The sequence below is a fragment of the Caenibacillus caldisaponilyticus genome (assembly GCF_002003465.1).
Lineage (GTDB): Bacteria > Bacillota > Bacilli > Bacillales > Sporolactobacillaceae > Caenibacillus > Caenibacillus caldisaponilyticus.
Window position 1 is genome coordinate 1 of record NZ_BDDQ01000041.1, and the last position, 23,106, is coordinate 23,106.

A 23,106-nucleotide genomic window follows, 5' to 3' on the forward strand; every position below is an offset into this window, starting at 1 on the left:
AACGAAATCGCTTTGAAAAATTTATTGCGGAAATCCGGTATACATGCAGAAGAAGTAAAGGGCATTAGTTTTTCCGGGCAGATGCACGGGCTTGTTTTGTTGGATGAAATAGGAACTCCTCTTCGAAGGGCCATCCTGTGGAACGATACGAGGACGTCTGCAGAATGCAGAGAAATCGAGGCGACGGTTGGATTAGAAACATTGCTAAAGAATGTTAAAAATAGAGCATTTGAAGGGTTTACGCTGCCAAAAATACTATGGGTCAAGAGACATGAACCAGATATCTTTAGGCGCGCAGTCTGCTTTCTCCTCCCAAAGGATTATGTGCGCTTCCGTTTGACGGGAAAGATGGCGATCGATTTTTCTGATGCAGCGGGGACGTTATTATTGGATATCGAGAAAAAAGAATGGAGCCGCTTGATGTGTGATTACCTAGGTATTGCGCCTGATTTATGCCCGCCGCTTGTCGATTCAACAGCATGTGTGGGGCACCTTCTGTCTTCCGTAGCTGAAGAGGTTGGTTTATCGGAAAATACTAAAGTGTTTGCAGGAGGAGCGGACAATGCCTGCGGGGCTTTAGGGGCTGGGATTCTTTCGGAAGGAAATACGCTGTGCAGCATTGGGACATCGGGTGTTGTTTTATCTTATGAAAGCAGAGGAGATCATATCTTCGACGGAAGCGTTCATTATTTTAACCACGTCGAAGATAAGGCTTATTACATCATGGGTGTAACGCTTGCAGCTGGTTATTCGCTTGACTGGTTTAAAAGAAATTTTATTCCGGATGAAGGGTTTGAAAAAGTAATACATCAGGCGTTTCAGGTTGATCTAGGTGCAGGCGGCCTGTTGTTTACACCTTATATCGTCGGAGAGCGGACCCCTTACGCGGATTCCGACGTGCGAGGCTCGTTTATTGGGGTAGATGTTTCCCATACAACGGCCCATTTTGCCCGGGCGGTCATTGAGGGCATCACCTTTTCGTTGAACGAATCGATAGAAATCTTAAGAAACAATGGGAAGAAGATATCATCCATTGTTTCCATTGGCGGTGGCGCAAAAAGTGACGAATGGCTACAACTTCAAGCCGATATTTTTAACGCTCCCGTTCTGAAATTGGAGAGTGAACAAGGACCTGCCATGGGGGCGGCTATGATAGCGGCATACGGCTGCGGTTGGTTCAACTCGCTTAAGGAATGTGCCGATGCCTTTATTCGGGTGAAAACCATTGTCGAACCACGAAATGCTACGGCTGAACGATATGCAGAACTCTTCAAGATTTATAAAGACATTTATCGAAATACCCAACCGCTGACCAGCCGGCTGAAGAATTTTCGAAAATAGAACAAGGCATGGTTGTAATTTGTTTTTCAGTGTAATTTCTTAATTCCCATTATAAATGGTATTGATGAAATTTGAATTCTGCATTGAACGAATGAAAGAAAATAATAACCAACCAGTAATAGTAGAATGTCTATTACTCGGTAAGATGGATGATATTCATTCGTCGTTTTATAATTGGATCGTTCGCCACGTTTCTCATTGGACGACAAAAATTGTTGTTGAACCTATTCCATAGGACTTGCCATACGGTCAGTTCATGTGTTGCTTTTAATAACCGCTTTCAGTCAATTAAGCCATAAACCTTCGTCGGTTTACAAAAGCAAACACAGCCGTTTGGTGTATGCACAGGCTCAGAGATGGGAAAACCAAATCTGGGCCTTTTTGTTTTTTACTGAATGAGAAAGCGATGGGATGGCGCTCACGCGTTGTCTGACCAGTGTCCGGGGAGAGAGGTTAATGAAGATGTCAGATCGTAATCAACATGCAATCTGGGCTTTCATCGCGTTCGGGGTCATGTTTTTACAAGTGACGATCGCCGATCACCAGTTGGTCCGCGGCTGGAGTATGGGGGCTGTCTTCACCAACTTCGGGGTGATTTTGTTCATCGTCAGCGTTTCGTTGCTTTTCAAAGGCAGGGGGAAAATCGCTTATTTGGCGGGGGCGGAAATCTTCATCAGCGCGATCGCCCTTTTCGATCTCTTATATTTTCGTTATTATCACCGGCCTCCGACCGTGTACACCTTGATGCAAGCGCAAAACCTGAACGGACTCGGGCCGAGCGTATGGGAATCCTTCAAGGTGCAAGACCTTCTGTTTATCCTGCCCGTGCTCATCCTGCCCATCGTCGGATTTTGGCTTTACCGGCCTCAGAGCGACAGGCGTTGGTTATGGATGGGCGCAATGGTGGCGCTCAGCGCGATGATCATCGCCGTGAAGCCGATCAAACTTTTGGCGACCCATGCGCCGTTGACCCGGCGGATGACCAGTCTGTCTTTCGTGGAAAATTACGGAATCCTCGGCGCGCACGCCCTTGATTATTCGCTGTATTTGGCGGAGAACCAAAAGCGGTCGCTGACTGAGCCGCAAATCCGACAGATCCGCGCCGCCCTCGGCCAATCCTACCCGCTTTCCTCGGAAGCGCCGGCCGCGGGCCGTGCGCGCGGCTATAATCTCATCATGATTCAGGTCGAATCCTTGCAAAACTTCGTCATCGGCCGTTCGGTCGGCGGGCAGGCGATCACGCCGAATTTGAACCGGCTGTTGGACCATAGCCTCTATTTTACGCATTTTTATGCGCAAACCATTGACGGCAACAGTTCCGACGCCGAGCTGTTGACCAACACGTCGCTTTTTCCGGTCGCGGCCGGTTCGACGTATTTCCGTTTCCCGTATAACGACTATTTCAGCCTCGGCAAAATGTTGAAAAGCCAAGGATATCAAACGGCGGCATTTCACGGCGATGAAAAAGATTTTTGGAATCGGGATCAAATCTATCCGCATCTCGGCTTCGACCGCTTTTATTCTTTGGAACATTTCCGGCGTGACGATATGATCGGCATGGGGCTCGGCGACCGCAGCTTTTTGGCACAATGCGGAGAAATCATCGGGAAGCAAAAACCGCCTTTTTATGATTTCCTGATCACGCTGACGAGCCATACGCCCTTTAAAATTCCGGAAAAAGAACAAACCTTGCCTTTGCCGCCCGAACTGAAAAACCGCCTTTTGGGCGACTATTTAGAGAGCATTCATTATACAGACGCTGCGATCGGGGCTTTTATAAAGGATTTGGAAGCCCGGCATTTGTTGGACCGCACTTTGATCGTCCTCTACGGCGATCACAAAGGGATTTTCAAACAAGACCGCGGCTCGGTGGAAAAGCTGGTTGGCAGCCCGATCTCGGATGAAACGTGGATCCGGGAGTATACCAACGTCCCGTTCATGATTTACAATCCCGGTTTTTCTCGGCGCGTCGTGACGAAAAACGCCGGACAGATCGATGTCCTGCCGACGCTCGCTTACTTAATGGGCATCCCGGAAAGAGCCTATGTCTCTCAAACGCTCGGACACAACATCTTTTCCGCTTCGCCGGACCAAGTGTTACTTCCGAGCGGCGATTACGAGGAACAAGCGTTGATCCGCGGAAATGCCGTCACGTTTGACGTTCCCGAAAAAGAGAAGGAAGCGCTCAAAATCTCGGATTGGATCATCCGCGGCGATTATTTCCGAATGAAGGAGCCGGTGAAATAAAAGATGAAGGAATCGTTTCAGGGTGCCCCGCGGCCCGGACGGACACCCACGTTTTAAATCATTCAGGGGCATTGGCGGTCGATTGCCGGACAATCAATTTGGTCGGAAGCAGGATCTCCTGTATGGGCGCATCGCGATGCGCCATTCGCCAACAAAGTTGTTCAACGGCTTTTTGGCCGAAATATTGCAAGTCGATGTCCATCGTCGTGATTTTCGGCGTGGCGATCCGGGAAAGCTGGCCGTTGTCAAAGCTGCACACGGAGGCTTCTTCGGGCACTTTTATGCCGTTTTGTTGGAGACAAGCGTTGACCAAGTAGCCGAGGCCGTCATTGACGCAAAACCATGCCGTCGGTTGTTCCGGCAGGCTTTTGATGAATTGATCGATCATTTCTTCTTCTTCACGAGCATTGGAGAAGATCAGCGCCTCATCCGGTTTGACGCCATAGTCTCTAAGCGCCATGAGGTAGCCTTCCAATCTTTCGTAATAACTAGGGGAAAAGTCGATGTTTCCCACAAAGGCGATCCGGCGATGGCTGAGCTGCAGCAAATGTTCCACGGCGGTATAGGCGCCGAACCGGTTATTGGTCAAGACGGCATCGGCTTTAATGTGCGGGTGATGATGGTCGATGATCACGGTCGGAATGCCGGTCGCAATGACTTTATTGATATATTCGGTCGTGATATGGGACAGGATGAGGATCCCGTCGATGGGATGGGTTTCAAAAAGCGGAGGCAGCGCCAGCTGATCGACCAGCTCCTTATTGATCGACTGAATCAACAAGTTCATGCCTTGGTTATGTACTTCCGCCTCGATCGATAAGTAAATTTCTCCGAAAAAGCTTTTAAGGGAAAAGGCGTAATCGGAAGCGATCAATGCGATGTTGCGCTTCCTCTCGTTGGCTTTTTGCCTCCGATTGTTTGAATATTTATATCCCAATTGTTCAGCGACTTGCTTGACGCGCCGGCGGGTTTCCTCGCTGACGCCCCCCTTGCCGGAGAGCGCCTGGGAGACGGAGTTTTTGGAGATATTCAGTTTATCGGCAATATCTTGCATCGTCACTTTCTTGGCCATCGCGATTCCAATCCTTTGCTTTGGTGAAAGTCAGACATTGCGGCATGACCTTTTGAATCGTTTATTTGTCATGCTGTGTCATTTAAAAATCACGTGATATAAATTAATATAGCTTATTATAGTTAAATAGTAAACCGGATAGGGTAGATTTATACATAATAGAGGGCAAAAAAATTTTATATCATGATTTAAAATACATGTTGACTCCGGTTTTATCATGGTGTAATAATGAATTTGTAAAGTTAATGAAAGCGCTACAATAATTTTTGTAATCTTCTTTGTCATGTCGTCAAGTAAGGTTATGTAACGTCTGGGGACGCTGCCATTTCATTATGTGCGCCAACGAAGTGACATCCATTCATTTCTGAAAGCAGAGGAGGATGCAGGATGAAGAAGTTTCTTTCCCTCATTGTAGCGTTGGTTTTGGTCAGTGCGGCATTGGCAGGCTGTTCGACGGGGAATGGCGGAAGCGGGAAAGAGGCCTCCAAGAAGGGCGTGACGACGATCACCTTCTGGGCGGCTCCCAACCCGACGCAGCAAGCGTATTGGAAAGAGATGGCTGACCAATTCACCAAAGAACATCCCAACATTAAAATTAAGGTCAGCCCGATGAAAGAAAGCCCGACATCGGAAGCGAGCATTCAAGCGGCCATCGCCGGTCACAATGCACCGACGATGTCGGAGAACATCAACAGAAGTTTTGCCGCGGAATTGGCGCAAAGCAAAGCGATCGTTCCGCTTGATCAATCCGGCTGGGACGATGTCGTCAAGGCCCGTAAGATGGATAACACCATTAAAGGCTGGACGTTTTCCGACGGACATCAATACGTGGCGCCGCTTTATTCCAACGCCATGTTGTTCGCCTGGAGAATTGATATCTTGAAAAAGCTTGGCTATAATGAGCCTCCGAAAACCTACAGCGAAATGCTCGATGTCGCCAAGAAATTGAAAGCGAAATATCCGGAAAAATACATTTGGGCGAAAGCGGATCTCGTCGACCCGACCGCATGGAAACGTTGGTTTGACTTCTTTATGCTGTATCACGCCGCGTCCAACGGCAACAACTTTATCAGCGGCAACAAATGGGTGGCGGATGATCAAGCCGGGGTTAAAGTCCTGAAGCTGATGGCGGATTTGCAAAAACAACATGCGCTTCTGACCAAGAAAGCCAAAGATCCGTTTGAAACAGGCGTAGGCATTTTCAGCGACCTCGGACCCTGGACGTTTACGATGTGGAAAGATAAATATCCGGAAATGCAACTGAACAAAACGTTCGTGTTATCGACGCCGCCGGTTCCGGATGACTTAAAATCCGACCATGCGTATACGTTTGCCGATACGAAAGGTCTGGTCATCTACGCTCAGGCGACGAAAGCGCAGCAAAAAGCCGCGCTGCAGTTTATGAAATGGGTCTTCTCCCATCCTGAAAACGATCTGAAGCTGATGGAAAAAACAAGCTTGTTACCGGCTCGCGACGACTTGTCGACGAACGAGCAATTTACTTCCTACTTCGATAAGCATCCGGAATTGAAACCGTATGCGGCTGAAATCCCTTATGCCATCCCGGCGATCGACAATCCGAAATACAACGATATCCAAACGCAAATCGGTCAGCAAGCCTTCAATCCGGTTGTACAAGGCAAAATCGATCCCCAAAAAGGCTGGGAGGCCATGAAAAAGGCGATCGAAGGAGAGCTTAAATAATGAGGCATAAGGGACAAGGGAGGTTGGGCTGGCTGTTTGCCAGTCCTTACCTTTTGTATGCTGTCATTTTTTTCGCGATCCCGCTTGTTTGGTCGATCTTTTTATCCTTCACGAATTGGAACTTGATCGCGCCGACGTTCAATTTCGAGGGCTTCTCGAATTACATCAAGGCCCTGAAAAACGCCGGCGTCCATGCGGCGTTTTTCGTCACGTTTAAGTTTCTCATTGTGTTCGTGCCGATGGTCGTCGTTTCCTCGATGATCGTCGCGTTCGTCGTCCATGCGTTGCCGAAATTTAAAGGGCTGTTTTTGGTCGGTTTTTTCCTGCCCTACCTTGCTTCGGGCGTCGTGTCCTCGCTCATCGTCAAAGGGATTTTATCTTATAACAGCCCGGTTAACATCTTTTTAAGGCATCGATTCGGACTGGACATCGACTGGTTGGGTACGCCATTTTCTGCGCTGGTCGTCGTTTCGGTCATGATCGCTTGGAAGTTTACGGGTTATTATGCCCTCATCTTGACCTCGGGATTGGAAAGCATCAATCAAGATGTGTATGAAGCGGCGAAGATCGACGGCGCCAACGCTTGGCAACGGTTTTGGAAAATCACGCTGCCGTTGCTGTATCCGGCGCTTTATACCGTCCTCATTTTGGCGGTGGGCGTGACGTTCGGCATCTTTACGGAAGTTTACCAATTAACGGGCGGCGGTCCGAACAATGCGACCAACACGTGGCAAATGGAAATCTTCAAGCAAGCGTTCACCAACTTGCAGGCGGGTTATGCTTCGGCGATCGCGATTATCGCTTCCGTCGTGACCTTCATTTCCATTTATATCATCCGAAGACTCATGGAATGGTGGGGTAAGCGCAATGGCTGGGATTAAGAAAACGGGCATCATCATCCGCTATGTCATAGCCATCGGGTTGTTGGCGATTATGGTGTTCCCTTATGTCTATATGGTTTTGAATTCCTTTGCCGCCTGGGATCAAGTCGACCGGAAACTCATACCGACCCATTACACCTTGCGCTCTTATGAGTGGCTGTTGGGCGGCGGTGAAGCGGTGATCCCGAGGCCGTGGATCCACGCGTTTTTCAACAGCGTCATCGTGTCCGCGGCGTCTACGTTTCTCATGATGCTCTTCGGAGTGATGGTGGCCTATGCGTTGTCGAAAATTCCATTTAAAGGCAGGCATGTGGTCAACAACATCATCTTGTTTCAAATGTTCTTCCCGGCATTGATTTTGTTGGTTCCGACGTTCTTGCTCGTCCAGAAAATGGGGATGTACGACTCCTATTTGGGCATGATTTTGCCGAAGGCGCTCAGCCTATGGGCGATTTTCATGTACACGAACTTTTTCCGGGCCATCCCCGATACGTTCATCGAAGCGGCGAAATTGGACGGCGCTTCGACGTGGCAAATCATTTTTAAAATCGTATTGCCGATGTCCAAATCGATCACGACCGTCATCTTTCTGTTCCTTTTTATGGAAAGATGGACGGAATTGCTGTGGGACATGATCGTGACCAATAGTGACCGTATGCTGACGCTGAACGTTTTGCTGTCACAGATGTTCGGCCCCTATGGCACGTATCCCGGGCCGATGTATGCGGCGGCCGTATTGTTGACGCTGCCCATCATTATCATCTTCCTGCTGTTGTCGAAAAAATTCCATGAAGGCATGCAGTTCACGCTCAAATAGGGGGATCCATCCCGGACAAACCAGTTGAAAAACGATGCGAATCCGGATAAAAAATTTGTAAGGATGATGACCGATACCATCTATTACACGGATTACGCCTTGGCAAACCGCCAAATTCGCCAAATCAAAAATTATTATGGAGGAATGGAGTGGAGGAAACTGAATGATTCAAAACAAAGCGCGTGAAGCAAAGGCGATCGCCGAATTGTTAAAGGCTTATTCCGAGAGCGCCCAAAAACCCGCCAATCCTGAAAAACTGATCTTTTCCGGGGTGGGCGAACACGATGTTTATAACATCACGGCGCCCTTTGAAGCGGACGGCGAGCGGGTGATTGCCGGCCGCGTGGAGCCGCGCGACAGCCATTATTCCAAAGTGTACTTTTTTGTCGAAAAAGATGGGCGTTGGGTTCCGAAGGAGCAGGCGCCGGTCTTTGAGCTTCAAGATCCGTTCATTACCCGAATCGGCGGAGAGCTGCTCCTCGGCGGCGTGCAGATTTATCCGCACCCCGAAAAAGAAGGGGAATTGGGCTGGCGCACGCTGTTTTATCGAGGACACAATCTTGACGGCTTGCAAATGTTCACTCAGGGCCCTGATGGCATGAAGGATATCCGGCTGATCGAATTAAGAGACGGCACGATCGGCGTTTTCACAAGGCCTCAGGGCGCCAAAGGCGGACGGGGAAAAATCGGCTTCACCCGGATTGCGAGATTGGAAGACTTGACCATTGAAGTCATTGAATCCGCCCCGTTGATTCCCAACCAATTCATCGATGAAGAATGGGGCGGCGTGAACGAACTCCATCTATTGGCGAACAACTTAGTCGGCGTTCTGGGCCATATTGCCTGCTTTGATGAACAGGGCAAACGCCATTACTATCCGATGACCTTCGTCATGAACATGGATACGGGCGATTGTTCCGACATCACTTTGCTGGCGACCCGCAGTCATTTTCTTCCGGGCCCGGCGAAACGGCCCGATCTGGAAGATGTGGTGTTCAGCGGCGGTTTGATCCGCAAAGGCGATGGAACCGCCGAGTTCTACGCCGGCATCAGTGATGCGGAAGCGCAAAAAATTACGGTACCGGATCCTTTTTTACCTTATGAACAACATGGATAGCGACGTCTGTAAGAAAAGGAGTTTACTAGAGATGCAAGTTTACCGTTATGAAGAAAATCCGCTTGTCACACCGGCTCATGTCCGGCCGCACAGGGATGATTTTGAAGTGATCGGGGCGTTTAATGCGGGCATTGCCAAATATAAAGATGAAATCATCATGCTGTTGCGCGTCGCCGAGCGGCCGATCAGCGACGATAATAACATTGTGAAAGCGCCCGTCTATCGTCCCGATAAGAACGCGCTCGACATCTTGGATTTTCGCCTAGATGATCCGGCCTATGATTTCTCGGATCCCCGCGTCATTCGCCGGCGCGGGGATACGACGGGGTTTGAATATTTGACATCCCTTTCTTATTTGCGCATCGCCCGCAGTCGCGACGGCCGCCGGTTTGTCATCGATGATGAACCTTTTATCTATCCGTCGAATGAACTTGAAATCTTTGGCGTGGAGGATCCGCGCATCACCCAAATAGGCGACACTTACTATATTTATTTCAGCGCCGCGTCGCCCGTGGGCGTTGGCGAGGCGCTCGTGTCCACGACGGATTTTAAAAGCTATGAACATCACGGCATGATTTTTCCGCCGGAAAATAAGGATGTCGTCATTTTTCCCGAAAAAATAAACGGAAAATATTACGCCCTTCACCGTCCGGTGCCGAAAAGCAAAGGTGCGCCGGAAATATGGATGGCCGAATCCCCCGATCTGATCCATTGGGGCAACCATCGCCATCTGCTCGGGTTACGGGAGGATAAATGGGACAGCGGTCGCATCGGCGCCGGCGCGGTGCCCATCAAAACCGAAAGAGGCTGGCTTGAATTCTATCACGGCGCTTCCAAAGACCAACGCTATTGCATGGGAGCGGTTCTCTTGGATTTAAACGATCCGACCCGCATCATCGCCCGTTCCGATGCGCCGATTCTCGAACCGGAAGCGGATTATGAAAAAGAAGGATTTTTCGGCAATGTCGTCTTTTCTTGCGGCGCCTTGGTCGAAGGCGATGTCGTAAAGATGTATTACGGCGTGTCGGATACGTCGATGGCCTGTGCGGAATTAAGCCTGAATGAAATCCTTGAATCGCTGACTTATGATTGACCATGAATGAAGGTGGGATTCAGCCAAAATCCGTTTGCCGATCTTGGTCGAATCCCCCTTTAAGAATCAAACGAGCGGTCAGGGATGCCTCTTTTCTTCTCGGATTGTTCCAGCCGCAAAGCCGGCGTTCGAACGCATTTGTCACTGCTCATGATCACGTACACTCGCGAAGATGGGAGTCGACATGATGGATTTAAATGGGGACTGGAAACTGCAAGGCTTTGATGTCGGGGAAGTCCGGGACTTGGAGATCGCTTCTCCGGATTATGTGGACCACTTTTGGATGACGGCGAAAGTGCCCGGTGACGTCCATTCCGCATTGAAAGCGCATCGTCTAATCGAAGACCCTTTCTATGGCCACAACGATTTGAAATGCCGCTGGGTCGAGAACAAAGTGTGGTGGTACCGCAAAACTTTTGAGTTCCATGAGCCGCTCCATCCGGAAGATCGTTTGGAATTGATCTTTGAAGGCTTGGATACGTTCGCCACCGTTTATCTGAACGGCTTGGAACTGGGGACGGCGGCAAACATGTTCATCCGCCATACGTTCGACGTGACGAGAGAAATCAAACAAGGGCGGAATGTCCTGGCCGTTAAATTCGAACCGATCCGTCTGCATGTCAAAGAAAAAGCGCAAAACTATTGGTCGGCCTTCAGCCCGGAACGCATCTGGACGCGGAAGGCGCAATCCCAATTCGGCTGGGACTGGGGGCCGAGAATTGTCACGACCGGGATTTGGCAAGGCGTCCGCCTCGAGAAACGAACCTATGCGAAGATTGAAGATGTTTTCGCGAAACGCGCGGCGTGACGGGCGATCGGGCTTTCGTGGACATCGCGGTCGATGTCGCGCGGTTTGTGAAAGACAAGACATACACGCTCGATCTATCCATCCGCGACGACCTTCGGGAAGTGTCCAAAACCGTTGACATCGACGGCCCGCACACCGCGGTGACCTTGGAAGTCGAACATCCGAAATTGTGGTGGACCCACGATCTCGGCGAGCCCCATCTTTATGAGATCACCGCAACGTTGTACGCGGACGGGCAGCCGGTCGATCGCCAGTGCTTCCGCTTCGGCATTCGCACCCTTGAGGTGCAGCAATCGGATGAAAACGGAAATCCCCGCTTCACCTTTGTGTTGAACGGCGTCAAGTTGTTCGCCAAGGGAGCCAACTGGATACCGGTCGACAGTTTGATCGCGTCGGCTCCGGATTCCCGCTATCACCGCTTAATTGAAATGGCGAAGGCCGCCAACATGAATATGCTTCGCGTTTGGGGCGGGGGAATTTACGAAAAGGACGTTTTTTACGAGACGTGTGACCGGCTGGGGATATTGGTCTGGCAGGATTTCATGTTCGCTTGCGCCCTTTATCCCGACTATAACCGAAACTTCATGGAAAACGTCCGAAAAGAAATCACGCTGACGGTCAAACGGCTGCGGAACCATCCGAGCCTCGCCATCTGGTGCGGCAACAATGAAAACGATTGGATCTATGAAGTGATGAAAAGCTCCGGGGAAATCGCTCATCCCTTTTACGGCGAAAAAATTTATCACGAATTAATTCCCGCTCTGTTGGAAGAACTCGATCCGACGCGGTTATACTGGCCGAGCTCTCCATATGGCGGAAACGATCATAATTCGAGAGACTACGGGGACAGCCATAATTGGCAAGTGTGGCATGGGAACGTCGAACCGAGAAAATTCGGCGAGCCCCAAAGAGTCGATTATAGCGTCAGCGGCGTTTCCTTTAAGAATTACAAAAAGGATACGGCCAAATTCGTCAGCGAATTCGGCATGCACGCGGCTTCCAACCGCTACACGTTGCGGAAGTATATCCCGGAGAACGAATTTTACTGGGGCAGCGAGGAAATGGCCTACCGGAACAAAGACGCTCATCATCCCAAAGGCCTGCTGTTGATGGAAGGCTATACCGGCGTTCCCAAAAACATCGATGAGTATTTGGCTTACTCCATGCTGACGCAAGCGGAAGGCTTAAAGTACGGCGTGGAACATTACCGACGGAATAAGCCGAACACGAGCGGCGCCCTCATCTGGCAGTTAAACGATTGCTGGCCGGGCACGAGTTGGTCGTTGATCGACTATCACTTGCTTCCGAAAGCTTCCTATTATTATGCGAAGAAATTCTTTCACCCGCTTCTTTTAAATATTGATCACGACCCCGGTCAGCCCGTCAAGGTGTGGGTCGTCAACGACCGTTTGGCGGAGTATGAAGATGAGATTGAATTGGCCGTTTATGATTTCAGTGGAGAAACGGTGTTTTCCAAACGGTGGACCGTGCGCGTTCCGGCCAACGCGGCCGCCCAAATCGATGAAGTGCCTGAAGCCGTGGCGTTGACCGGGCGGGATCCCCGTGAAGTGTTCATGGTTTTGCGGTCGACGAAAGGCCAGGCGAATGAAAACTATTATTATTTCCGCGATCATAAGGACATGCGTTTCCCCGTTCCGCGCTTGACCGTTGCCGTCGACCGGGAAAACCGGAAGGTGACGGTGCAAACCGATGTTTTCGCCCGCATGGTGACGATCGAACTGGACAGCGATCAGCTCATCTTTGAAGATAATTTCTTCGATCTTATGCCGGGGGTTTCCAAAACGGTGCGCATCGACCAAGCGGACGGTCGAGCGCTGCCGTGGGAGACGCTCCGGGTCACCGCCGTCGGCTCCGAACCCGCCCGAATGACGTTTGTTGAAGGTTGTTGATGAACGGCGGAAAAACCGCCCGGGAATGGATGCTTTATGACGGGAAGCGTGGCGAGGACCGTTTAAATTTAATGGGTTAGGTGATGCGCATGAGAGCGGCGATTCTTGAAGGTGTGAAGCAAATGGCGGTTCGGGAACGGAAACGGCCCGAACCGAAGCCGGACGAAGTGGTCATTCGTGTCAAGAGCTGCGGCATTTGCGGAACCGATCAGCATATTTACCACGGCCATCCGGGATCGGCCGAAGTTACGCCCCCGATCGTGCTCGGCCATGAGCTGTCCGGCGTGGTGGTCGATGCCGGGAAACAGGTCACCCATTTAAAACCGGGGGACCGCGTGTCGGTCGATCCCAATATTTATTGCGGGCATTGCCGGTATTGCCGGAGCGATCGCGCCCATTTATGCCAAAACCTTGAAGCGGTCGGCGTGACGAGAGACGGCGGCATGGCAGAGTATTGCGCCGTGCCCGCCCAAAATTGTTATGTGTTGCCCGATGAGCTTTCTTTTGACGAAGGGGCGCTGGTTGAACCGTTGGGGTGCGTCTGGCACGGATTGAGCCGATTGACGTTATCGCCTTCGTATCGCGTATTGATCATCGGCGGCGGATTTATCGGCCAGCTGTTCTTGCAATTGGTTCATCACGCCCAAGTCGCCTCCGTTGCCGTTGTTGAACCGGTTGCGGAAAAGCACGCGCTGCTCAAGCGGTTGGGCGCGCACCATGTCTTTCGTCCGTCGGATCGGGCGGACATGGAAGCCTGGAAGGATGGCGCCGATGTGGTCATCGAATGCGTCGGCAAGAAAGAAACCATGGAATGGGCGGTTTCTGCGGCGGCGAAAGGCGGGCAAGTCTTATTGTTCGGCGTGGCCGCTCCGGACACGCTGATTTCGCTTTCGCCGTATGCCGTTTTTTCGAAGGAACTGACGATTAAAGGCTCCTTTATCAATCCTTACACCCACGATGAGGCCATCGCATTGATCCGTCAAAAGGCCGTTGAAGTCGAACCACTGATCTCCCACCGGTTTGCGCTCGAAGAGTTGCCGGCCGTGATGGAAAAATATCCGGATCTTCACGTTTCAAAAGGCATCATTCGGCTTTAAACGGGGTTCACCGTCGTTCTGTTCTTCAGTGGTGTTGCCTCTTTCTTGTTTTTTACTAGAATTGGGATAGATAAGAAAACAAAAATAAAAAAAGAATTGACGAATGCCAATCTTATATGTAAAATTTAAGTAAACGGTTACAGAGCGAACGACAGGGTGTCACTGTTTCAGGCATTACCTGGCGGTAAATATTCCGTAGCGGGGCCTTTGGGCCACCTATGGGATTTTTACGCCAGGTTTTTTGTTTGTCGAAATGCCTTACAAAAAAGTGGTGATGAAGCCGTGCGTTTAGTGAAGGCCTTAAATAACAATGTGGCATTGGCAAAAGACGTTGACGGCCGGGAAATCGTCGTCACCGGAAAGGGCATTGCATTTAATATAAAGCCCGGTCAAGAAATCGACAAAAAAAGGGTCAGCAAGGTCTTTGTTCTGCAAACCGATGACTTGGCGCGAAAAATGGGCGATTTACTGACCAACATCCGGATGGAATGCGCCGAAATCGTCGATGAAATCGTTCGTTACGCCAAAGACCGGTTGAACGGGAAAATGAGCGACTATATTTATCTCGCTTTGACGGATCACATTTCCTTTGCGTTTGACCGTTATGAAAAAGGGTACCGCGTCAAAAACGTGATCCTTTGGGAAATAAAAAAATTTTATAAAGAAGAATATGCGGTCGGCCTCAAGGCGCTTGAAATTATAAAAAATAAAACCGGCGTTGCTTTTGATGAAGATGAGGCGGGCTTTATTGCCCTCCATTTCGTGAATTCGAAAATGGAAACCTACGAAATGGACACCACCATCAAAATGACCAAGATGGTGCAGGACATTTTGGACATCGTCAAGTATCATTTCAAAATGACGTTTGATGAAGATTCATTGAATTTCATCCGCTTTCTCACCCATTTAAAATTTTTTGCGCAACGCACCTTGATGCACGAATCGTTTGAAAGCGAAAACGATGATTTGTTTTTGATCATTCGCAATAAATATCCCGAAGAATATAAATGTGTGGAGAAGATCGCCAAATATGTGGCGAAAGGTTACAATCATGAAATCACTAATGACGAAAAAGTTTACTTAATGCTCCATATGGCGCGCATCGTCCGCCGAAACCATTAATTAAATCCATCAAAATCAGGGTGTCACTTGCAAAAGGCATAACCTGATGGAAGACGGCAACATGCGGATCGCCCGCATTCCGCCTTCCGTCAGGTTATTTTTATATTCATTCATTTATTAAGAGGAGGCATTGGTTTATGGGCAAGTATGGACAGTTGGCATCTGAGATCATGAAAGGCGTCGGCGGCGAAAACAATGTGGCAGATCTATACCATTGCATGACGCGGTTGCGATTCACTTTGAAGGACAACCGTTTGGCCCGCAAGCACGAGATCGAACAATTGGACGGCGTGATATCCGTGATCGAAAGCAACGGCCAATTTCAGGTCGTCATCGGCAACCACGTCGGCGAGGTTTATAATGAGTTGGTCAACCAATATCATCTTGCGCGCAGCAGGAAAGCCGCTGCGGCTGAAAAGAACGAAGGCAATCTGATCGCCCGTGGATTTAATTTGATGAGTTCGATCTTTACCCCCATCGTCCCGGCGTTGGCGGGTGCAGGGATGTTGAAGGCGATCCTCGTGATTTGCACGACCTTCCATTGGCTTGATGCCAAAAGCAGCACCTATCTCATATTGGCGGCGGCGGGGAACAGCGTATTCTACTTTCTTCCGCTTTTATTGGCCTTCTCATCGGCCAAAACCTTCGGCACCAATCGGTTCGTATCCGTGGCCATTATGGGTGCCTTGTTGGAGCCGAACTTTACCGGCTTGATGAAAAATGTCGGCGACATCACCCACTTTGCCGGGATACCGGTCGTCTTGATGTCCTATTCATCGACGATCATTCCTGCAATTTTGGCCATTTGGTTGTACTCATACTTGGAACGTTTTTTGAAGCGGTTCACGCCGAAGAGCATTGAAATGTTCTTTGTGCCGTTGGTTTCTTTCCTCATCATGGTTCCGGCGACGGCGATTCTCATCGGGCCGGTCGGCGTTTATGCCGGCAAAGGCATTGCCGCGGCGATTGAATTCTTAAGCGATAAAAGCGGGCTCATCACCGGAGCGATTTTGGGCGGCGGCTGGACCTTCTTGGTCATGTTTGGCCTGCAGTGGGGCATTGTGCCCGCCATGCTGAACAATTTATCTCTTAAAGGTTTCGACACGATCCGGCCGATGATGGCTTCCGCGACCTTCGCGCAAAGCGGCGTCGCCTTGGGCGTGTTTTTGAAAGCAAAAGATAAAAAGCTGAAATCCTACGCCCTTTCCGCCATCCTGCCGTCGCTGTTCGCCGGTATCACGGAGCCGGTCGTCTACGGGCTTTCGGTCAAATATAAGCGGCCGATGATCGCGGCCGTCATCGGCGGCGCGATCGGCGGCGCGATCGCGGGCGCCTTTAAAACGACCGTCATGGCTTATGTGTTTCCGGCCATCACCACGATTCCGGCGTTCATGACCGACACGATTGTTTATTATCTCATCAGCATCGCCGTTTCGTTCATTTTGACCGCCCTATTGACTTATATTTTGGGGTTCGATGAAGAAACCGGCGATCAGGCGGCGCCAGAAAAATCCGAGCCGGCCCCGGCGTCCGGCGTGAAAAAAACGGCACTGTTTTCGCCGATGAAAGGCCGGATCGTTCCGCTTCAAAACGTCAATGATCCCGCGTTCTCGACGGAGGCGATGGGCAAGGGCGTCGCCATCATCCCGGAAGAAGGCAAGGTCTACGCGCCGGTGTCGGGAACCGTTTCCGCGCTGTTTCCGACCGGCCATGCCGTGGGAATAAAGTCCGATGACGGTCTCGAAGTGTTGATTCATGTCGGGTTGAACACCATCCAGTTGGAAGGCCGGCATTTTTATAAGAAGGTGTCCCAAGGCGACAAAGTCAGGCAAGGCGATTTATTGATCGAGTTTGACCTGGATAAAGTCAAAGAGGCGGGCTATGACGTCACGACGCCCGTCGTCATTACCAACAGCGACCATTACTTGGATATCGTCCCGACGGAAAAAAACGGCGTCACGAAAGCGGAAAAAATTTTATACGCTTTGGCTTGAAGGAGGAGAAAGCATGGCAAACACGGTGAAAAAGTTCCCGGAAGGATTTTTATGGGGGGGAGCGATTTCCGCCAATCAGGCGGAAGGTGCTTGGAACGTCGGCGGCAAAGGCCTTTCGACCGCCGATGTCGCGGTCTATCGGAAGCATCTCAAAAGAGATGAATATGAAAAACACTACTTGATTACGAACGAGCAAATTGAAGAAGCGATGAAAGATCCGACGGATAAAAAGTATCCGAAAAGAAGGGGCATCGATTTTTACCACCGTTATAAAGAAGATTTGGCCCTGTTTGCGGAAATGGGTTTTAAAGTCTTGCGGACTTCCATAGCTTGGACGCGCATTTTTCCGAGAGGCGATGAAAGCGAGCCGAATGAAGAGGGGCTGCGCTTCTACGAAAATCTTTTTAAAGAAATGCGCAAGCACGGCATTGAGCCTCTCGTCACTTTGTCGCACTATGAAATGCCGCTATACCTCGTCAACGAATATGGCGGCTGGACAAACCGGAAAGTCGTCGATTTCTTCGTCCATTATGCAAAAACCGTTTTTTCCCGGTACAAAGAGCTTGTCAAATACTGGCTGACGTTTAATGAAATTGACAGCATCATCCGCCATCCGTTCACGAGCGGCGGAATTGTGCCGGAGCGTTTCGAGCATCTCGAACAAGCGATTTTCCAAGCCTTGCACCATCAATTCGTGGCCAGCGCACTCGCCGTCAAATACTGCCACGAAATCATTCCGGACGCGAAAATCGGCTGCATGTTGACGCGGCTGCTCACTTATCCGTACTCGTGTCATCCGGAAGACGTCTTGTTGGCGCAAAAAGATAACCAATTTAACTATTTCAGCTCTGATGTCCAAGTACGGGGCGAGTATCCGAAATTCATGAATCGGTACTTCCGTGAAAAAAATATCGTGATTGAAAAAAAGGTGGGCGACGATGAAATCCTCAAGCAGCATACCGTCGATTTCCTCTCTTTCAGTTATTACATGTCGCTCGTGAACAGCATAAACGCGGAACAAATGGATAAAGTTTGTGGCAACATTGCCGGTGGGGTAAAAAACCCCTATTTGGAAACGTCCGAATGGGGATGGCAAATCGATCCGGTTGGCCTGCGCATCGCTTTGAATGACCTTTACGACCGCTATCAAATTCCGCTCTTCGTCGTGGAAAACGGCCTCGGCGCGACGGATAAAATAGAAGAAGACGGGTCTATCCAAGATGATTATCGGATCGATTACTTAAAGAAGCATATTGAGCAAGTCTATGAAGCCATTCAGGACGGCGTGGAAGTGATGGGTTATACAAGCTGGGGATGCATCGATATCATCAGCGCGTCAACATCAGAAATGGAAAAACGGTATGGATTTATCTACGTGGATCAAGATAACGACGGAAACGGGACGCTTAAACGCATACCGAAAAAGAGTTTTTACTGGTATAAAGAGGTCATATCAGAAAATGGTTTAAAATGCTAAAATATTTTTGAGATGTTGATGGTATTAGATCTAGAATATCACTTATATAATTCGGATGCTTTAGCGGTTTCGCCAATAGCATATCCTTTTAAAGCATTAAATCCCGTACGCTCTTAAGAGTGGTACGGGATGTTTTTTTGAGAGGTCTCCAACTGACTTTATTTAATTTCCAAGATTATGACATATGGAATTTACATTTTTAAAATTACTTTTATTAAATTTAAGCACCGTCATTGAAAATTTATCTGAGTTCCACGAAAATAGATATGCCAAAGCGAACGAAGGGGATGAGTATTCATGGACTTAGGTCTGCAAGGCAAATCGGTCCTCGTGACGGCGGCGAGCAAAGGTTTAGGCAAAGCGACGGCGCAGCGGTTTGCCGCCGAAGGGGCCCGCGTTGTGATCGCGAGCCGAAACGCGGAAGCGCTGGAAAAAGCCAAAAACGAGATCGTGAGTCAAACCGGAAACTCTGACGTGGCCTTCGTTGTTTGCGATATGACGCGGGCGGACGACATCAAGCACCTGGTCGCAAGCACTGTTGAACGGAACGGCACGATCGATGTGTTGATCAATAACGCCGGCGGCCCCCCGGCGGGCGGTTTTGATCAATTTTCCGATGAGGATTGGCAAAAGGCGTTTGAATTGAACTTGTTGAGCTTTGTTCGCACCATACGCGAAGTGCTCCCATACATGAAAAAGCAAAGGAGCGGCCGGATCGTTAATTTCACATCGTCTTCCATCAAACAGCCCATTGATCACTTAATTTTGTCGAATACGTTCCGCGTCGCGGTCACCGGTTTGGCGAAAACCCTCGCCTCGGAGCTCGCCAAAGACAACATCTTAATCAATACATTGGGGCCCGGTCGGATTGCCACGGACCGGGTGGCCCAACTCGATCGCCTTCGTGCCGAACAATTAAACCTTTCCCCGGAAGAAGTCCGCGCTTCCTTCGAAAAGGACATTCCGCTCGGCCGGTACGGAGAAGCGGAGGAATTTGCGAAAGCGGCCGTGTTTTTCGCGTCATGGGCCAACACGTACATCACCGGGCAAACTTTGCTCGTCGACGGCGGCATGGTCAAGGCGCTGTAGGAAATGGCCCGTCGCCCGCGGACAGGCTGGTCTTTTAAATAAAAAAGCGTTGGCACACTTCGTGCCGGCGTGTCCGGAAATGCGTTGGCATCAGGAAATCTACCCCCGCTGAACGGGGAGATTGTCTTTTTGCTCTCGATAGATGGATTAAAAGCGCATGGAAGATGAAATTGATCCATGAGAAGGATTGGAGCGAACGCATCGGCTAAAAGTGTCTTCTTTGCGCCGCTCGTTGGAAAAAGCGGCATCGCTGTCCGGGCTGATCGCGTTCGGTAGAGGGATGCGTCACTTATTTTCCGGGAAATAATGCGAAGGTTCGACGCCAAGACGGTCAAAATCAGACATGGGGATCGCGCAAATCAGACAGTATGTGCCGGATAGATCGATTGTTGGAAAGGCGGCGTGAGCCGCCTTTCCGTTCGGATCGGAAAAGCTACGAATTTTTTGGACAGATTGTCGATTTATAAGGTAAACTTATAGAGTGGAAATCTTCAATTTTTGGTTTATAGCGGTTTTCTTGGCCGTTTTTTAAAATCCGTCCCACGCATCCATTGCGCCGATCCCGCACGGCTGCTTCAAAATGGGCCAGCGTTTGTGGCTGGATTCACGCGGCACCGCTTTGGTGCAGCACACCGAAGCCCGAACAGGGGCGTTCAGCCTAGGACGCCGCTCTCATAGGTTGTCATGATGTCATGCCTATTTAGTGAAGGGAAGACAGGCTGCGGTCATCGACTTTCGGTAAGAGACTGAGTCGGGAAAGGAAGGATCGAGCATGCTGTATGGAGCCGTTGAAGCCGGGGGAACGAAATTTGTCTGTGCCGTCGGTGACGAAAAAGGGAATATAACGGACCTCATCCAACTGAAAACGGAAACGCCGGACGTCACGATGCCGGCTGTGGTGGATTTCTTCAGGAAATATGATTTAAAAGCGATCGGCGTCGGATCGTTCGGGCCGGTCGACATCGATCCGACGAGCGCGACATACGGTTATATTACGGCGACGCCGAAGACCGCGTGGAAAAACTATCCGATTTTGAAAACTTTGCAAGACGGTTTACGGGTCCCCGTGGCTTTTGATACGGATGTCAATGCGGCGGCATATGGGGAGTGGAAGCGCGGCGCGGCCAAGGGATTGGACGGCTGTTTGTACATCACGGTCGGAACGGGCATCGGCGCCGGCGCCATCGTTGGCGGCCGGGTGTTGCAAGGCTTTTCCCATCCCGAAATGGGGCACATTTTCGTGCGCCGGCACCCGGATGACCGCTATGAAGGCAAGTGCCCGTATCATAAGGATTGCCTTGAAGGCTTGGCCGCCGGTCCCGCCTTGGAAGAACGCTGGGGGAAAAAGGGCGCCGAATTGGCCGACCGCCCCGAGGTTTGGGAAATGGAAGCGTCTTATTTGGCGGAAGCGCTTGTCCAATACATCCTCATTTTGACGCCGAAAAAAATCATCATGGGCGGCGGTGTGATGAAACAAGCGCAATTGTTCCCGCTCATTCGCCAAAAAGTGCGACGCTTGTTGAACGGCTACATGCCGTTTCCTTATGTTGAAGACGAAATCGACGATTATATCGTGCCGCCCGCTCTGGGCGACCGCGCGGGCATTACCGGCGCGCTGATGATGGCGATCGACCGGGAATGAAGCAGTGCTTCCCCGGCGGCGGGCGAAGCCTTTATGATGTTCGGACATGGGGAAGGTTCGTCCGATCCAAACGTGGCAAGCGAAGGGAGGCAGCCGCCATGTTGTTTGATGGCATTCATCACATCGCGATCATTTGTTCAAATTATGAGCGCTCCAAAGAGTTTTACGTCAATAAGCTAGGTTTTGAAGTGATTGCGGAAACGTATCGGCCCGAACGAAACTCGTATAAATTGGATTTGGCCGCGGCCGGCGGGCGCATCGAGCTGTTTTCCTTCCCGGATCCGCCCGCGCGTCCGAGTTATCCCGAAGCTTGCGGCTTGAGGCATCTCGCGTTTGCGGTCCGCGACGTGTCGGAGGCCGCCCGGGAGTTGGAAAAACGGGGCATTCCGGTCGAACCGATCCGCACGGATCCGGTCACGGGAAAAAGGTTTACCTTTTTTCAAGATCCTGACGGGTTGCCGCTTGAAATCTATGAGGACGGCAACCGCTCCGGCGCCGATGCGATGTGAAAGAAGGCGCGGCATGCCGAATGGATCATTGGTATAATAGCGATCGGATACGGAATGGGCGCTCGCGACCGGCGCCGGTGGCGACGGATGAAGCGACGGGCGCGCCGCTTCGGGCGGCCATGTAGTTCCGATTCTGGATGGAGGACGCTTTGATGAAGAAAAAATGGATCTTTTTTGATGTCGACGGAACGCTGCTTAACGATGAAAAATGCATACCGGGTTCTGCCAAAAAGGCGGTAGAGGCCTTAAAAGCCGCGGGCCATGAGGTGGCGATCGCCACCGGACGAGCGCCGTTTATGATTCAACACGTGCGCGAGGCGCTCGGCATCGACACTTTTGTCAGTTTCAACGGCCAGTTTGTCGTCTACAAAGGCGAGGTCATCCATAAAAATCCGTACCGGAGCGCTGACCTCGAAAATTTGGAGCGCTTTGCCGCGCGCTTCCGTCATCCGCTCGTTTTCATGGGAGAAGCCGATATGAAAGCCAACGTCAAGGACAACCCTTTGATCCGGGAAAGCTTGGCGACCTTAAATTACGAGCATCCCGCCTACCAAGACCGTTATTACGCGGAAACCGAGATCTATCAAGCTCTTCTTTTTTGTAGAGAGGAGGAGGAAAAGGCGTACGCTTCGCTGGCGCCGTTTCGCATCGTGCGCTGGCATCCGTACAGTGCGGATATCCTTCCGAAAAACGGTTCCAAGGCGCAAGGCATTAAAAAGTTGCTAGAGTGGGCCGGCGATCAGCCGGAAGATGTGATCGCTTTTGGCGACGGCGCCAATGACATTGAAATGTTGTCGTTTGCCGGGATTGGCGTGGCGATGGGCAACGCCGTCGACCGCTTAAAAACGGTCGCGGATTTTGTCACGAAACCCGTCGACGAAGATGGCATCGCTTACGCCGTCGATCAACTGCGCCTCGCGTAATGTCCAATCATGGCGCTTGGATGGTGCGTAAAAATTACGAAAAAACATCTTAATCTATTATCGTTGACAACGGGCCGTGATATAATGACAAAAAACGCGTTATACAAAAGTTCCTGTTGCTATTTAACGAACGAAAAACGTTTGGCATTCGGCTTTGATGCCAGCCGGGAAGGCGTCGCCGAAAGGTTAAGACAACGGCAGGGCGAGGCGTTGATGCGATGAGATAAACTTAAGAGCGCTCATGCCCGCCATTTAACAAAAAG

The 23,106-nt window shown here is 50.5% G+C and carries 16 protein-coding genes and 1 pseudogene; 16 read left to right on the forward strand and 1 reads right to left on the reverse strand.

Annotation, left to right across the window (positions count from 1 at the left end; translation table 11 throughout):
- The coding region (gene xylB / locus CCB157_RS11845; RefSeq protein ID WP_143287030.1) for a xylulokinase at positions 1 to 1,341 on the forward strand (1,341 nt) is incomplete at its 5' end.
- A gap of 462 nt (positions 1,342 to 1,803) precedes the next feature.
- Positions 1,804 to 3,588 carry an LTA synthase family protein gene (locus CCB157_RS11850; RefSeq protein WP_158077295.1) on the forward strand — a complete coding sequence of 595 codons (1,785 nt, stop codon included), beginning with the start codon at positions 1,804 to 1,806 and terminating at the stop codon, positions 3,586 to 3,588.
- A gap of 58 nt (positions 3,589 to 3,646) precedes the next feature.
- On the opposite strand, the gene CCB157_RS11855 is transcribed toward CCB157_RS11850, so the two are convergent.
- A complete protein-coding gene (locus CCB157_RS11855; protein ID WP_077616101.1) occupies positions 3,647 to 4,660 on the reverse strand; it encodes a substrate-binding domain-containing protein in 1,014 nt (337 codons plus the stop codon).
- 387 nt (positions 4,661 to 5,047) lie between these two features.
- Between CCB157_RS11855 and CCB157_RS11860 the strand changes: the two genes are divergently transcribed.
- The 14 genes and pseudogenes from CCB157_RS11860 to CCB157_RS11925 all read left to right on the forward strand — a co-directional run bounded on the left by CCB157_RS11860 (position 5,048) and on the right by CCB157_RS11925 (position 22,843).
- Positions 5,048 to 6,364, forward strand: coding sequence for an extracellular solute-binding protein (locus tag CCB157_RS11860; protein WP_077616102.1), 1,317 nt, complete (start codon positions 5,048 to 5,050; stop codon positions 6,362 to 6,364).
- Complete coding sequence (locus CCB157_RS11865) at positions 6,364 to 7,245, forward strand: carbohydrate ABC transporter permease (protein ID WP_077616103.1); 882 nt, start codon at positions 6,364 to 6,366, stop codon at positions 7,243 to 7,245. Before CCB157_RS11860 ends, CCB157_RS11865 begins: the two co-directional genes overlap by 1 nt.
- Complete coding sequence (locus tag CCB157_RS11870; protein ID WP_077616104.1) at positions 7,232 to 8,062, forward strand: carbohydrate ABC transporter permease; 831 nt, start codon at positions 7,232 to 7,234, stop codon at positions 8,060 to 8,062. Before CCB157_RS11865 ends, CCB157_RS11870 begins: the two co-directional genes overlap by 14 nt.
- Positions 8,063 to 8,225: 163 nt before the next feature.
- The gene (locus tag CCB157_RS11875) at positions 8,226 to 9,179 is read left to right on the forward strand and encodes an MTP-1 family protein (RefSeq protein WP_077616105.1); all 954 of its coding nucleotides are present in this window, start codon (positions 8,226 to 8,228) and stop codon (positions 9,177 to 9,179) included.
- A gap of 31 nt (positions 9,180 to 9,210) precedes the next feature.
- Complete coding sequence (locus CCB157_RS11880; RefSeq protein ID WP_077616106.1) at positions 9,211 to 10,272, forward strand: BtaManbiosPhlase; 1,062 nt, start codon at positions 9,211 to 9,213, stop codon at positions 10,270 to 10,272.
- Positions 10,273 to 10,459: 187 nt separating this feature from the next.
- A pseudogene (locus tag CCB157_RS11885) lies at positions 10,460 to 12,990 on the forward strand (beta-mannosidase).
- An 89-nt stretch (positions 12,991 to 13,079) separates the two neighbouring features.
- Entirely contained in the window at positions 13,080 to 14,087 is a 1,008-nt protein-coding gene (locus tag CCB157_RS11890; RefSeq protein ID WP_077616124.1) for a zinc-dependent alcohol dehydrogenase family protein, read from the forward strand.
- A gap of 282 nt (positions 14,088 to 14,369) precedes the next feature.
- Positions 14,370 to 15,209: a BglG family transcription antiterminator LicT gene (licT, locus tag CCB157_RS11895; protein ID WP_077616107.1), complete on the forward strand. Its 840-nt coding sequence runs from the start codon at positions 14,370 to 14,372 to the stop codon at positions 15,207 to 15,209.
- A 137-nt stretch (positions 15,210 to 15,346) separates the two neighbouring features.
- Positions 15,347 to 17,203, forward strand: coding sequence for a beta-glucoside-specific PTS transporter subunit IIABC (locus tag CCB157_RS11900; protein ID WP_077616108.1), 1,857 nt, complete (start codon positions 15,347 to 15,349; stop codon positions 17,201 to 17,203).
- A gap of 13 nt (positions 17,204 to 17,216) precedes the next feature.
- Positions 17,217 to 18,680 (forward strand): glycoside hydrolase family 1 protein, encoded by a 1,464-nt coding sequence (locus CCB157_RS11905; RefSeq protein ID WP_077616109.1) that lies wholly within the window; start codon positions 17,217 to 17,219, stop codon positions 18,678 to 18,680.
- 297 nt (positions 18,681 to 18,977) lie between these two features.
- Positions 18,978 to 19,769, forward strand: coding sequence for an SDR family oxidoreductase (locus tag CCB157_RS11910; RefSeq protein WP_077616110.1), 792 nt, complete (start codon positions 18,978 to 18,980; stop codon positions 19,767 to 19,769).
- Positions 19,770 to 20,544: 775 nt separating this feature from the next.
- Entirely contained in the window at positions 20,545 to 21,411 is an 867-nt protein-coding gene (locus tag CCB157_RS11915; RefSeq protein WP_193432296.1) for an ROK family protein, read from the forward strand.
- A 98-nt stretch (positions 21,412 to 21,509) separates the two neighbouring features.
- A complete protein-coding gene (gene gloA2, locus CCB157_RS11920; RefSeq protein WP_077616112.1) occupies positions 21,510 to 21,920 on the forward strand; it encodes an SMU1112c/YaeR family gloxylase I-like metalloprotein in 411 nt (136 codons plus the stop codon).
- 152 nt (positions 21,921 to 22,072) lie between these two features.
- On the forward strand, positions 22,073 to 22,843 hold the full coding sequence (locus CCB157_RS11925; protein WP_077616113.1) for a Cof-type HAD-IIB family hydrolase: 771 nt from the start codon (positions 22,073 to 22,075) through the stop codon (positions 22,841 to 22,843).
- Positions 22,844 to 23,106: the final 263 nt, after the last annotated feature.